This is a genomic window from Arthrobacter caoxuetaonis, from assembly GCF_023921125.1.
Taxonomy (GTDB): domain Bacteria; phylum Actinomycetota; class Actinomycetes; order Actinomycetales; family Micrococcaceae; genus Arthrobacter_B; species Arthrobacter_B caoxuetaonis.
Window position 1 is genome coordinate 640,281 of sequence record NZ_CP099466.1, and the last position, 14,031, is coordinate 654,311.

11 protein-coding genes are annotated in these 14,031 nt (G+C 64.7%); 8 read left to right on the forward strand and 3 right to left on the reverse strand.

All coding sequences use genetic code 11. The features are described 5' to 3' along the window. Window positions 1-10: 10 nt before the first annotated feature. On the reverse strand, window positions 11-655 hold the full coding sequence (locus NF551_RS02980) for a hypothetical protein (protein WP_227897573.1): 645 nt from the start codon (window positions 653-655) through the stop codon (window positions 11-13). A gap of 68 nt (window positions 656-723) precedes the next feature. Here NF551_RS02980 and NF551_RS02985 point away from each other — a divergent pair, with 68 nt between their 5' ends. The 5 genes from NF551_RS02985 to NF551_RS03005 all read left to right on the forward strand — a co-directional run bounded on the left by NF551_RS02985 (window position 724) and on the right by NF551_RS03005 (window position 7,890). After that, window positions 724-1,527: an inositol monophosphatase family protein gene (locus tag NF551_RS02985; RefSeq protein ID WP_227897574.1), complete on the forward strand. Its 804-nt coding sequence runs from the start codon at window positions 724-726 to the stop codon at window positions 1,525-1,527. Between the two features lie 80 nt (window positions 1,528-1,607). After that, entirely contained in the window at window positions 1,608-4,121 is a 2,514-nt protein-coding gene (gene pcrA, locus NF551_RS02990; protein ID WP_227897575.1) for a DNA helicase PcrA, read from the forward strand. Window positions 4,122-4,322: 201 nt separating this feature from the next. Beyond that, on the forward strand, window positions 4,323-5,492 hold the full coding sequence (sucC, locus tag NF551_RS02995) for an ADP-forming succinate--CoA ligase subunit beta (RefSeq protein ID WP_227897576.1): 1,170 nt from the start codon (window positions 4,323-4,325) through the stop codon (window positions 5,490-5,492). Window positions 5,493-5,523: 31 nt separating this feature from the next. Next, the gene (sucD, locus tag NF551_RS03000; RefSeq protein ID WP_227897577.1) at window positions 5,524-6,426 is read left to right on the forward strand and encodes a succinate--CoA ligase subunit alpha; all 903 of its coding nucleotides are present in this window, start codon (window positions 5,524-5,526) and stop codon (window positions 6,424-6,426) included. An 81-nt stretch (window positions 6,427-6,507) separates the two neighbouring features. After that, window positions 6,508-7,890, forward strand: a complete 1,383-nt coding sequence (locus NF551_RS03005) for a sugar porter family MFS transporter (protein WP_227897578.1) — start codon at window positions 6,508-6,510, stop codon at window positions 7,888-7,890. Window positions 7,891-7,946: 56 nt separating this feature from the next. Here the strand turns inward: NF551_RS03005 and NF551_RS03010 are convergent, their stop codons facing one another. Further along, window positions 7,947-9,488, reverse strand: coding sequence for an alpha/beta hydrolase family protein (locus NF551_RS03010; RefSeq protein ID WP_227897579.1), 1,542 nt, complete (start codon window positions 9,486-9,488; stop codon window positions 7,947-7,949). Window positions 9,489-9,628: 140 nt separating this feature from the next. After that, window positions 9,629-10,225, reverse strand: a complete 597-nt coding sequence (locus tag NF551_RS03015; RefSeq protein WP_227897580.1) for a hypothetical protein — start codon at window positions 10,223-10,225, stop codon at window positions 9,629-9,631. Between the two features lie 360 nt (window positions 10,226-10,585). On the opposite strand from NF551_RS03015, the gene NF551_RS03020 reads away from it, so the two are divergent. The 3 genes from NF551_RS03020 (at window position 10,586) to NF551_RS03030 (ending at window position 13,984) form a co-directional block, all read left to right on the forward strand. Further along, window positions 10,586-11,641 (forward strand): zinc-dependent alcohol dehydrogenase family protein, encoded by a 1,056-nt coding sequence (locus tag NF551_RS03020; protein WP_227897581.1) that lies wholly within the window; start codon window positions 10,586-10,588, stop codon window positions 11,639-11,641. Between the two features lie 76 nt (window positions 11,642-11,717). Beyond that, entirely contained in the window at window positions 11,718-12,356 is a 639-nt protein-coding gene (locus NF551_RS03025; RefSeq protein WP_227897582.1) for a TetR/AcrR family transcriptional regulator, read from the forward strand. Next, entirely contained in the window at window positions 12,353-13,984 is a 1,632-nt protein-coding gene (locus NF551_RS03030) for an MDR family MFS transporter (RefSeq protein ID WP_227897583.1), read from the forward strand. The genes NF551_RS03025 and NF551_RS03030 overlap by 4 nt, the downstream gene beginning before the upstream one ends. The last annotated feature ends 47 nt before the right edge of the window (window positions 13,985-14,031 follow it).

The following is a 14,031-nucleotide window of genomic DNA, read 5'->3' on the forward strand; positions in this document are numbered from 1 at the left end:
TGTGCCGGCCCTAGTGTTTGTCCTCGGCGACAAGTTCTGGTGGCCGAGCCGTCCGGGAGCTAAACACGGCAAGCACGGACGCCACCAGGCTGAGCCCGAGGAGGACCCAGCGGGCAACCGTCAGGATGCTGGCCAGGCCGGCGTCACCGGCCGCTAGCTCCGCAGACCCCAGGGCGTTGTCAATCGCGACGTTCTCCCACAGATCCGCAATGACGAACAGGATCGGCGCGGCCCACAGCACCCAGCGCAGCGTTCGTCGCTGGGTGTTGAGGCCGATGATCAACAGCCAGGCAAATCCGAACATGAGGGGAAATATGGTGCCCGCCGTCTTGTGCAGGTAGCTGAGCTGGCCCAGCGCATCGGCATCCATTGCCGAGCGCAGGGCAGCCAGGTACTCCATGTCGTACCCGCCGATCAGCGAGTCCGGCATGGCCAGCCCGCCCGACAACTGGGACATCTGGTTCAGCCCCAGAAGGTGGTAGTACCAAAACATAAACAGCGCGGTGGCCGCCGCGGCGATCAGGATCAAATTGGCGTTGTTCCTGGCCTGCTGCGGTGTCCGCTGCGTTGTTTGGTTGGCAACCATTTCCCGCTGGACAGGAGTCAGAGCCTTCTCGCCGTGCTTTGCTGCGCGCTGTGCCGGAGTTTTTCCCATAACTACAGTATGGGGGAGGGGGCTTGTGGACGGCGGCGGGGCCTTGCGCGGGCCGCTAGGGTGGGGCCATGAGCGCGTTCGCCACTGAAGAAGATTTCGTCCTGGCCGCGTCCCTGGTCCGCGAGGCGGGTGCCCTCGCCTTCGCGATGCGCGAAGAGGGGCTGACCGGAAGGCAAAAGACGTCGGTGTCCGACGTCGTCACGGCGGCTGACCATGCCGCCGAAAAGCTGGTACTTGAGACGCTCCGAAGACTGCGGCCGGACGACGGCATTGTGGGGGAGGAGGGTGCGAGCCACCAGGGGACCTCCGGCCGGACCTGGGTCATCGATCCGGTGGACGGGACCTACAACTTCCTCTCGGGTTCTCCCTACTGGTGCTCCGCCCTGGCGCTGCGTGCCGACGAGGATACGGACCAGCCCGTGGACAACCCCGATGTCCTCCTTGGAGCAGTCTTCCAGCCGCAGGAGGACAAGCTCTGGCTCGGTGGGCCCGGGAGAGCAGCGACCCTGAACGGGGGCGCCCTGCCTGCCCTGCCCGACGCCGGCCTGGACCGCCTGAGCGCGGGAACTTACCTGCACCCCACTTGGCTCATGCGCAGCGAAGTTGCCGGTCCCTGGACCAGGGCGGCTGCCGGTGCGGCCACCATCCGCATGCTGGGGTCCGGTTCATGCGACCTTGGTTCAGTGGCCACCGGGCGGCTCGGTGTCTGGTTCCAGCACAGCTGCCCGGAATGGGACTGGCTTCCAGGCAAGGCCATCGTGGAAGCGGCGGGAGGAGCCACCGCGGTGATCGAGGTCAACGGCTTCCGGTGGTACGTCGCCGGTCCGGTTGCCGCCGTCCGCGACGTGCAGCGGCTCCTCGTTGAGGGATAACCGCTGCCGGCGATGGTTGTCCCCGGCCAGCACGGCCCTTCGGCAAAATGTCAGGGCCAGGACCTAGACTTAACCGCACCATGGACTATCTCTTTGATCCGTACTTTTCCACGCCCGGCAAATCCAAGACTGCCTCCGGTGCTGCCGGGGATGACGCCGCCCCGAACACTGAGGGCCAGGCAGCGGGTGCCGTTGCCGAAGCGCCAAAGGCTTCCGGGGGCCATGCCCGCGGTGGGCGGGGCGTGGATGAAGCACGGGCAGCCGACCTGCTCCGCGGCCTGAACCCGCAGCAGGAAGAAGCAGTGAAGCACGCGGGCTCCCCGCTGCTGATCGTGGCCGGAGCCGGTTCCGGAAAGACCCGCGTGCTCAGCCACCGGATCGCGTACCTGATGGCCACAGGCCGTTCGAACCCCGGCCAGATCCTGGCGATTACCTTCACCAACAAGGCCGCAGCGGAAATGCGTGAGCGGATCGAATCCCTGGTGGGCGGCGTCGCCAAGACCATGTGGATCTCCACCTTCCACTCCTCCTGCGTCCGGATCCTGCGCCGCGAGGCCAAAGCCGTGGGCATGAATTCGAACTTCTCCATCTATGACTCCGCAGACACGCTCCGGCTGATCACCCTGGTGGCGAAGGGCCTGGACCTGGATCCCAAGCGTTTTGCCCCGAAGGCCATCGCGAACAAGATCTCCGGGCTGAAGAACGAACTGATCGATGATGAGTCCTATGCCTCCAGCGCCAATTACTCCGATCCGTTCGAGCAGGCCGTTGCACAGGTGTACACCGGATACACCCAGCGCATGCGCCAGGCCAACGCCATGGACTTCGATGACCTGATTGCCCAGACGGTCTACATGTTCCGTGCCTTCCCGGGTGTCGCCGAGTACTACCGGCGCCGTTTCCGCCACATCCTCGTGGATGAGTACCAGGACACCAACCATGCCCAGTACGCCCTGGTGCGTGAGCTGGTAGGCGTGCCCAGCGAGGATAACCAGCTGGACATTCCGCCGGCCGAACTGACCGTCGTCGGCGACTCGGACCAGTCCATCTATGCCTTCCGCGGCGCCGACGTGCGCAACATCGTGGACTTCGAAAAGGACTACCCGTCCGCCCGGACCATCCTGCTGGAACAGAATTACCGTTCCACCCAGACCATCCTCTCCGCCGCGAATGCGGTGATTTCCCGCAACCCCAACCGGCCGGAGAAGAAACTCTGGACGGCGGAGGGCGACGGCGCGAAGATCGTGGGCTACGTCGGCGAGAACGAACACGAGGAAGCCCGGTTCATCGCCGAGGAAATCGACCGGCTTCAGGATGAGGAAGACCTGCGCCCGGGCGACGTCGCCATTTTCTACCGCACCAACGCGCAGTCACGGTCGCTCGAGGACGTGCTGGTCCGGGTGGGCCTGCCCTACAAGGTAGTGGGCGGCACCCGTTTCTATGAGCGTAAGGAAATCAAGGACGCGCTGGCGTACCTGCGGGTGCTGGCGAACCAGGACGACGTCGTGAACCTGCGCCGGATCCTGAACGAGCCCAAGCGCGGCATTGGCGACCGGGCCGAGTATTCGATTGCGGCCCTGGCCGAGCGGGAACGGATTAGCTTCATGACGGCGCTGCGCCGGGCCGAGGACGCTCCCGGCCTGGCAACGCGCTCGCTGAACTCGGTCAACGGTTTCGTGAAACTCATCGACGACCTCGCCGAGGTTGCGTCCGGCTCCGGGGCTTCCGCAGCGCTGGAAGCCGTCCTGGAGCAGACCGGCTATCTGGCGCAGCTGAGGCAGAGCTCGGACCCGCAGGACGAATCCCGGGTCGAGAACCTGGCTGAACTCGTCGCCGTCGTGCGCGAGTTTGAACGCGACAACCCCGAAGGCACGCTGGAGCAGTTCCTGGAGCAGGTGTCCCTGGTGGCCGACGCTGACCAGATCCCGGACGCACCGGAGGGCTCCGCGGAAGAAGTAGCCGCGGCGGTCGAGGAATCCCGCCGGCAGGGCGTGGTGACCCTGATGACGCTGCATACCGCCAAAGGGCTGGAGTTCCCGGTGGTGTTCCTCACCGGAATGGAGCAGGGAATCTTCCCGCACCAGCGCTCGGCCACGGACCCGGCCGAGCTGGCCGAAGAACGCCGGCTGGCCTATGTAGGACTCACGCGCGCCCGGCAGCGGCTCTATCTCACCCGGTCCGAGGTCCGGAGCATGTGGGGGCAGAGCCAGTACAACCCCGCGAGCCAGTTCGTGGCCGAGGTGCCGTCGGAACTGATCGAGTGGAAGCGCGAAGGCATGGACCGGCCGGCGTGGGGCGGCGGAGGCAGCATCACCTCCAGCCGCTACAGCGGATCGCACTGGGGAGCCGGCGCGGCATCATCCACCGGCGGCAGCATCGCTGCAGCCCCCGTGTCCAAGGCCATCGGCCGGGTCCAGCCGCAGAAGGAAGTCATTTCCGTGACGGTGGGGGACAAGGTCAACCACACCTCCTTTGGCCACGGCACGGTCCTGTCCGTCGAAGGCGCAGGGGACAAGACCGTTGCCAAGGTGAAGTTCGACGCCGGCGAGAAACGCCTGCTGCTGCGCTATGCGCCGCTGACCAAGGAGTTTTAGCACACAGGCACGGCCATAACCGAAAGACCGCAATTTCTACAAACCATAGAACTGTGCGCTTCATCACTAAAGCGGTAGTCTGTGAAACGCGTTCGGCGCCAAGGGACTAAAGTGCCAATGGGGCAGCCCGGCTTCACGCATCTGCTTCTCGATCAGCTGATCGATATGTAAACCTACTTCGACGTAGAAGGACACTAGCCCGTGGACCTGTTTGAATATCAGGCGCGCGATCTGTTTGAGGCGCACGGTGTACCCGTGCTTGCCGGAATCGTGGCGCACACTCCTGAAGAAGCCAAAGCTGCAGCCGAAAAGATTGGCGGCGTCGTCGTCGTCAAGGCCCAGGTCAAGGTCGGCGGCCGCGGCAAGGCCGGCGGCGTCAAGGTAGCGAAGACCGCTGACGAGGCGTTCGAGCATGCCAGCAAGATCCTCGGGATGGACATCAAGGGCCACACGGTCAACAAAGTGATGATCGCCCAGGGTGCCGACATCGCCGAGGAGTTCTACTTCTCCGTCCTGCTGGACCGCGCCAATCGCAACTACCTGGCCATGTGCTCGGTTGAAGGCGGCATGGAGATCGAGCAGCTCGCCGTGGAGCGTCCCGACGCCCTCGCCCGGGTAGCCGTTGATCCCGCCGTTGGCATTGACACCGCGAAGGCAGAAGAAATCGTCGACGCTGCCGGTTTCGCCCCTGAGCTGCGCGAAGGCGTTGTCAACGCGATCCTCAAGCTGTGGGATGTCTTCGTCAAGGAAGACGCCACGCTCGTCGAGGTCAACCCGCTCGTGAAGACCGGTGCAGGCGACATTGTTGCCCTGGACGGCAAGGTCTCCCTGGACGAGAACGCTGACTTCCGCCAGCCCGGCCACGCCGAGCTGGAAGACAAGGAGGCAGCTGACCCGCTGGAGGCCAAGGCCAAGGCGAACGACCTCAACTACGTCAAGCTCGACGGCGAAGTGGGCATCATCGGCAACGGTGCAGGCCTGGTTATGTCCACGCTCGACGTCGTTGCCTATGCCGGCGAAAAGCACGGCAACGTCAAGCCCGCCAACTTCCTGGACATCGGCGGTGGAGCTTCGGCCTCCGTCATGGCTGCCGGTCTGGACGTCATCCTGAATGACTCGCAGGTCAAGTCTGTCTTCGTGAACGTCTTCGGTGGAATCACCGCCTGTGACGCTGTCGCCAACGGCATCGTCAAGGCCCTGGAGATCCTCGGCGACGAGGCCAACAAGCCGCTGGTCGTCCGCCTGGACGGCAACAACGTCGAGGAAGGCCGCCGCATCCTGGCCGAGGCCAACCACCCGCTGGTTACCCTCGCCACCACCATGGACAACGGCGCCGACAAGGCTGCCGAGCTCGCCTACGCAGCTCGCTGACCGAGCCGATCCCCAGAAAGAGAATTCACATATGTCTATCTTCTTGAACAAGGACTCCAAGGTCATCGTTCAGGGCATCACCGGCGGCGAAGGCACCAAGCACACCGCCCTGATGCTCAAGGCCGGGACCCAGGTCGTCGGCGGCGTCAACGCCCGCAAGGCCGGCACCACCGTGACCCACGGCGATGTTGAGCTGCCCGTCTTCGGTACCGTGGCCGAGGCCATGGACAAGACCGACGCTGACGTCTCCATCGTCTTCGTGCCGCCGGCCTTCACCAAGGACGCCGTCATGGAAGCAATCGACGCCGGCATCGGCCTCGTCGTGGTCATCACCGAAGGCGTTCCCGTCCAGGATTCCGCCGAGTTCTGGGCCCACGCCCAGTCCAAGGTCGACGCCGACGGCAACCAGGTCACCCGCATCATCGGCCCGAACTGCCCCGGCATCATTACCCCCGGCGAAGCCCTTGTCGGCATCACCCCGAACAACATCACGGGCAAGGGCCCGATCGGCCTCGTTTCGAAGTCCGGCACCCTGACCTACCAGATGATGTACGAACTGCGCGACCTCGGTTTCTCCACCGCCATCGGCATCGGCGGCGACCCGGTCATCGGCACCACCCACATTGACGCCCTCGCAGCCTTCGAAGCTGATCCCGAGACCAAGGCGATCGTGATGATCGGCGAAATCGGCGGCGACGCCGAAGAGCGTGCAGCCGAATTCATCAAGGCCAACGTCACCAAGCCGGTTGTCGGCTACGTGGCAGGCTTCACGGCTCCCGAAGGCAAGACCATGGGCCACGCCGGCGCCATCGTCTCCGGTTCCGCTGGAACCGCCCAGGCCAAGAAGGAAGCCCTCGAAGCTGCAGGCGTGAAGGTCGGCAAGACGCCGTCCGAGACCGCCACGCTGCTGCGCGAAGTCTTCGCTGCGCTCTAAAGTTCCACCAGTACCGCCCCCGTGCCCGGATTCGTCCGGTGCACGGGGGTTTTGTGCGTTCACCATCAGAAAGACATATCAATGAGTTCCACGCCAGCTTCCCGCACAGCGCCCGGAGACCATCGCCGGGCCCTGCGCCGGGCCACCTGGATCGCCACACTGGGCGGCTTCCTCTTCGGGTACGACACCGGAGTGATCAACGGGGCGCTGCCCTACATGCAGGACGATCTGGGACTGACACCCTTCACGGAAGGCCTGATCACCTCCAGCCTGCTCTTCGGTGCGGCGTTCGGCGCCGTGGGAGCCGGACAGCTGGCTGACCGGATCGGGCGGAAAAAGCTGCTGCTGATCCTGGCCGGTGTATTCATCGTGGGTGCTGCCGGGACCGCCGCGGCACCGGGTGTGGGGATCATGGTGCTGGCACGTGTTGTCCTGGGCCTCGCCGTCGGCGGTGCGTCCGCGGTTGTCCCCATGTTCCTGGCCGAGCTGGCACCGGCTGCCCGCCGCGGGCAGCTGGTGACCCGGGACCAGCTGATGATTGTTTCCGGCCAGCTCGCAGCCTTCGTCTGCAACGCCGTGATCGGCAACCTCTGGGGCGAGGAAGGCAACGTCTGGCGCTGGATGCTCCTGGTCGCGACCCTTCCGGCCATCGCCCTGTGGATCGGCATGAACTTCGTGCCCGAAAGTCCGCGCTGGCTGGGATCCAAGGGCCGGTACGCGCAGATGCTGACCGCGCTGCAGAAGATCCGCAGCGCCGAAGAAGCGCAGGCGGAGTATGAAGAGATCAAGGGGCTCGCCGGCACTTCGCGCACCGGCCGGCTGAAAGACTTCGCCGAGCCGTGGCTGCTGCGGGTCCTGCTGATCGGCATGGGCCTGTCGATTGTCCAGCAGATCACCGGCGTCAACGCGATCATCTACTACGGCACGCAGATCCTTGCCGACGCCGGTTTCGGAACGGAAGCGGCACTGACGGCGAATATTGCCAACGGCGTCGTCTCTGTTGGGGCTGCACTGCTGGGTATCTGGCTGCTGGGCAAGGTTGGGCGGCGGCCGATGCTGCTGACGGGCCTGATCGGCACCAGCAGCATGCTGGCCCTCATCGGGATCGCCTCGATCCTCATGCCTGAAGGGACTGCCCGGGGTTTTGCGGTGCTCTCCATGACTGTCCTGTTCCTGGCTTTCCAGCAGGGCGCCGTTTCGCCGGTGACATGGCTGATGCTGGCCGAAATCTTCCCGCTGCGGGTCCGTGGCCTGGGTATCGGCCTGTCCGTGTTCGTGCAGTGGATGGCCAACTTCGCGGTCGGCTTCTCCTTCCCCATGCTGATGGCCGCCCTGGGCATCTCCAACACGTTCTTCATCTTCGTTGCCCTGGGCATCTGTGCGGTGCTCTTCGTGAAGCGGTACCTGCCAGAAACCCGGGGACTTTCCCTGGAAGAAGTGGAACGGCAGATGCGCACGCTCTGACCCTGCCGTGCAGGAAATGGCCCCGCCGGGAGCCCGGCGGGGCCATTTCTCTGCGGCTAGGGCACCACCGGGTAGCTGGCGATGACCGGGAGAGACACAGAGGCGGTGAAAGAGGTCAGGGCGGTGACCTTGGGGGAGGTGTAGACCGAGGAGCTGGGGGTGACCTGCAGTGCCAGTTTGGTTTGCGGCGTCACGTGGTAGGAGATCTCCTCCAGCGGCACGGTTACGGTACGTTCCGTGCCGTCCAGGATCAGCGGCACGGGAGTCACCTGGTTGCCGGCGACCAGTGAGCTTCGGGACTTGTCGATGATCTGCGCGTAGACGTGTGTATTGGGTGTCCGGGAGGTGCCGCGGTAGGTCAGTGTGAGCTGCGGTGCTCCGAAGACCTGCGTCGCGGCCGCCGGAGCCGTGATGGGTGCATTAACCGCTACCGGTGCCCACGCTGCGGCAATGACTCCGCCGCTGACCGCGGCGGGGGAAAGCAGCAGTTTGCCCTTGCCCGAACCCGTCAGCGTACCGACAGGCTGGGGATAGCCGTTGGAGGCCCTGGTTGTGCCCTGCTGGTCGATGAACTCGAAATCCGTGCCGGTGGAGACATCATTGCCGTCCAAATGCTTGCTGAACCAGTTGAGGACTGCACCCGTGATGCGGTCCGGTCCCGCCACACCGGAGCTGCACAGGCCGTGGCCGCCGCAGAACTGCAGCATCTTCACGTCGGTCCCGGCGGATTTGAGGAGGTTGTAGTTGCGCGTGGCCTCGTCCAGTGTGAACAGGGTGTCCACGGTTCCCTGGATGATCAGCGTCGGGGCCGTGATCGAGGTGAACATGCTCTCCGGTGTCAGGGACTCGAAGTAGGCAACAGACTCCGGACTCAGCCGGTTCGGGTAGGTCAATCCTTCGCGGCAGGCTTTTCGCACCGGGGCAGCCAGTGCGCCGCGGTTGCCCACAAGCTCGCCAAGCTGGCCGGTGACGCTTCCTTCCAGGCACAGCAGGGCTCCCCAGCCCGATTTGAAGGAGCCTTCCTTGTAGAGGCTGGTGGTCAGGTCATTCCAGGCGATGGTTGGAGCGATTGCGTCAACGCGCTCATCCAGCGAGGCCAGGACGAACTGGATGCCGCCCCCATAGGAGGCACCCGCCATGCCCAGTACCGGGTCGCCCGGGGCATCCAGGGCCGCTTCCGGCTGGGAAGCGATGAAGTCGATGAGGACCTGACCGTCACGGCCTTCGAACTCCGGGTTGTTGACGTACGCCTCGCCGCCGCTGAAACCGAAGCCGCGGGGATCCCAGGTCACCACGTTGTAGCCGGCTTCCCTGAGCGGGGCAATGCCGATGGAGCCAACCAGTGCGCTGGTGGAGGTGTTTGGGATTCGCCCTCCAGGCAGCCCGAATCCAGGTCCAACCATCACGGTCGGCGCCTGTTCGCCGGCCTGCAGCCCCAGCGCCGGAAAGAAGTTGGTGTGGATGGGGGTGCCGTCGAAGGAAGGAACGACGACGTCGGTCCGGGGAGCCGGCGCGGGGGCTGCGTGCGCGGCCGGTGCGGCCAATAGTGAACCGAATGCCAGGGCGCCTGCGGTGAGCAGGGCGAGTGATTTTTTCATGGAAGACCTCAGCGACTTCATTGTCAGAAGGTGCGGTTACCGGCCGGTAACCTGAGGCGAGCTTAGGGTTCCTAAATATTTGGGCACAAGCATCCAACGCGAAAATACGGCTGCCCCAGCCGATATTCCGCTCGCCGCGGTTAGTTGAGGGGTTTTCCAGCCGCCGGGTCGTGTGCGGGATCAGAGGAGCATCCGCTGACGATTTCGACGGACTGCCGGTAGTCATTGGCAGCGTAGCGAACCGTTACGCCTGAGTGGCTGCCTACGTAGGTGAAGTCCGTGGAAGGTGCGGCTTCAGGTCCCGGCGTCAGTGCCGAAAGCATCTCGGTCCCCAGGGTGCCCAGGATGTGCTGGGCCTGGTCCCGGGACGCCACGGCGGACTCAGGCGCCGGCCCGGTCAGGCGCGTGGTGAGGACCTGCCGCCGCGGCCCCGTCCCTGTGCCGCTGGTGCCCCGGCCGGACCCCCGCAGCACGGTGCACGGCGTGACCTGTGGCCGCAGTGTTCCCTCGGCATAGGCCGTGCCGTCCGAGGAGGTCCACCCGGCCGGCCCGAGCGCGCCGAGCAGGCCGCGCAGCAGTTCCTCCTGCGCGGCCACGATCTCGGCTGCAGAAAGTTCGGCGCCGCCGGCTGGGGGACCGGCGGCGGGGGCAGCGGGCGGTGGGGGGACCGCTGATCCTGCTGCCAACACGATCCCTGCGGCTATGACGCAGAGTGATCGCGGGTCTGTCCTCCTCATCTGCGGCATTGTGCCGGTGGGAAGGAGAAGTGTCGAGAGTACTGCCTCAGGCCTTCGTGGTGCAGGGGCGGGACCGGCTCCAGTTGCGGCGGCAGAGTGTCCTGGGAATCCGCGCGCGCGGAACCAGCCGGACGGGCGCTTCTTTGCAGTGCCTAAGCATTTTCCACCTGTTTATGTTTGTGCCGCTGTTCTGACGGATCCTGCAAAGAGCAGCGTTGCGGCGTCTCGGTTTTAAGCTCAGCAGCCACGCTAGTGCGGATTCCCGGATCCGGACATGGGGAGAACTACCCATGCTCCTGGCTTTCCCTTTCCCGGCTAGGCTGGTAGGCGACGAACAGGCACCAACCCAGGAAGGCTCCCATGCGCGCCACCATCATCCACGGCCCCGGCGATATCCGTGTCGAGGACCGGGACTATCCCCGGGTCGAGCTTGATTCCGACGCCGTCGTCCGGGTCAGTGCCGCGTGCGTCTGCGGGTCCGATCTGTGGCCGTACCGGGGTGTCCGTGAGACGCGTGAGCCACGCGCGATTGGCCACGAGTTCATCGGTGTGGTGGAAAGCGTTGGATCAGGAATCTCCTCGCTGGCCGTCGGCGATTTCGTCATTGCGCCTTTCACCGGCAACTGCGGCCACTGCCCAGCCTGCCGGGACGGGGTCACTGTGGCGTGCGAGCACCTGGTCAGCTGGGGCAGCACGGACGAGAAGGGACATTTCGTGCAGGGCGCCCAGGGGGAGGCAGTGCGGGTGCCGAATGCCGAGGCCACCCTGGTCAAGGTACCCGGCGTTAAGGATCCTGATGACGAACTGCTGGCAGACCTGCTGACGCTTTCGGACGTGATGGGGACGGGGCATCACGCGGCAGTCAGTGCCGGAGTTGGCCCGGGCTCCACGGTGGTTGTCGTGGGCGACGGCGCTGTAGGGCTCTGTGCCGTCCTTGCCGCCAGCCGGCTCGGCGCCGATCGCATCATTGCCATGTCCCGCCATGAGGACCGGGCAGCGCTCGCCCGGGAATTCGGCGCCACAGATATCGTTGCCGAACGAGGCAAGGACGGCGCGGACCGGGTCAGGGACCTCCTCGGCGGAGTCCTGGCCGGTGCCGTCCTGGAGTGCGTGGGTACGGCCGAATCCATGGATCAGGCGCTTCGCTGCACCCGGCCCGGCGGCCGGGTTGGTTTCGTCGGCGTCCCCGCGGGCGGTGCCGAACTCCCGATCGGCCTGCTTTTCGCCAAGAACATCACTGTTGGAGGTGGAATGGCTCCGGTTCGGACCTATCTCCCCGAACTCCTTGATGACGTCCTTGCCGGCAAGATCCATCCCGGCCGGGTGTTCGATTCCGTGCTGTCCCTGGAAGAGGCGCCCCGGGCATACGCCCTCATGGATCAGCGGCAGGCAGTCAAGGTCATGCTGAAGCCCTAGCTGGTACGCATGTGATTTCTTGCACTTCTGCAATTTTGCAGTTGTGAAAAGTTTCCCCGGGTGACAAAGTAGTTCGGTGAGTCAACAACTTTCCCTCCGCGATCGCAAGCGCGCTGAAACCTGGGCAGCGCTGCACGCGGCGGCAGCCCGCCGGGCCATCGAAAACGGGCTGGACTGCGTCAATGTGGAAGTGGTTGCCGAAGATGCCGGCGTTTCGTCCCGGACGTTCTTCAACTACTTTGCCTGCAAGGAAGACGCGGTCCTCGGACTGCAGGAGCCTTCGGTCAACCAGGAGATGCTCGAGGACTTCGACATCGAAGGGGACCTGCTCAGCGAGGTCTGCAAGCTCATGCTCTCCGTCCTCCGCACGATCCAGGGCGGAGATGACTCCAATGACCTGCGCAGCCGCATTTACCAGGCCTACCCGCACCTGCGCCACCGGCGCTACCAGTACATCCTCAAGGTCGAACAGCTGGTCCTTGAAACGGTAAGCAGCCAACTGGCGGAATCACGCCGCTGGCGCGAGCAGGGGCCCGATTCCGGCTGGAGCGGGCACGACGTCGACGACGTCGCCTCCACGATTGTCCTCACCGCCGGCACCCGCATGCGCCACGTCATGCAGAAAACCTGGTCCAACCCCACCCAAACCGCCCAGTTCCAAGCCCTCGATCAGGGCATGGAACTTCTCAGAGACGTTCTCAAGGAAATCCTATGACGCGATCCGCTGCAGGTGCAGCTCCCCAAAGCACTGGGAAAAAACCCAGTCTCGTGCTTGTCTTCACGGCCCTGGTCCTGGCGATGCTCCTCTCGGCGCTCAACCAGACCATCCTGGGCACGGCCCTTCCCACCATCGTCGGCGAGCTCAACGGGGCCAACCTGATGCTCTGGGTGATCACCGCCTTCATCCTCGCCTCGACCGTGATGATGCCCATCTACGGGAAACTCGGCGACCTGATGGGACGCAAGTACCTCCTGGTAGCCGCAATCCTGATCTTCCTGGCAGGGTCCGTTGTCGGTGCACTTTCCCCGGACATGACGTGGCTGATCGTCGCCCGCGTCATCCAGGGCATCGGCGCCGGCGGCCTCATGATCCTCTCCCAGGCCATCATCGCCGACGTCGTACCCGCACGTGAGCGCGGAAAGTACATGGGCTGGATGGGTGGAGTCTTCGCGTTCTCCTCCGTTGTGGGTCCGCTGATCGGCGGCTGGCTGACCGAAGGTCCCGGCTGGCGCTGGGCGTTCTGGTTCAACATCCCCGTTGGGGTGCTCGCACTGCTCGGCGCGCTCTTCTTCCTCAAGCAGCGCGCCGTTCCCTCCCGGCCGAAGATCGACCTCTGGGGCATGGTTTTCATTGCCCTTGCCACCACCGGGCTGGTCCTGGTCAGCAGCTGGGGCGGCAGCAACTACGACTGGAACGATCCGCTGATCCTCGGACTGATCGCGGGCACCGTGCTCGCAGCCGTGATCTTCGTGATGGTGGAACGGCGCACCCCCGAGCCCATCATCCCGATGGAGCTTTTCCGCGACCGGAACTTCAACCTCGCCACGGCCTCCGGCCTGCTGACCTCCGTGGCCATGTTCGGTGCCATCGGCTACCTGCCCACCTACCTGCAGATGGCCACCGGCGCCAGCGCCACCGAAGCCGGCATGCTGATGATACCCATGATGGGCGCCCTGCTGGTGAGCTCTGTGGTCTCCGGTTCGCTGGTCTCCAAGACCGGGCGCTACAAGTGGATGCCGATCACAGGTTCTGCGGTCATGGTGCTGTCCCTATTCCTGATGGGCACCATCACGGCAGACTCACCCGTCTGGCAGCTGTGCGTCTACATTGCCATTCTTGGCCTCGGCCTGGGCCTCAATATGCAGATCCTGGTCCTGGTCGTGCAGAACTCGTTCCCCATGCGCCAGGTCGGCACCGCGACGGCAGCCAACAACTACTTCCGCCAGATTGGCGCGACCCTGGGCTCCGCCGTCGTCGGCAGCCTTTTTGCCCACCGCCTGACGGACCTGCTCAGCGAAAAGCTTCCCGCCTCCGCTGCCACGGCCACGGGAGGCGGCAATTCCCTGACCCCCAAAATGGTCCACGAGCTGCCCGACGCGATCCAGGGCATCATCATCACCTCCTACAACGAGGCGTTGATTCCGCTGTTCCTCTACATGGTGCCCATGGCAGTGCTGGCGACAATCCTGTGCCTGTTCATCAAGGAAAAGCCGCTGGCTACACGGCTGGAACCCGAAGTCATGCCGGAGGCTATCGGTGAGGGCAACGTCCTGATCAGTACCGAGGACGAGGGCAACGGTCCGAGCACCACGGAGATCCGTCAGGTCAGCCAAACGCGCTGACGCACTCCGCTTTTTTACGACCCCCAAAAAATCGAGGGGCCAGTTGC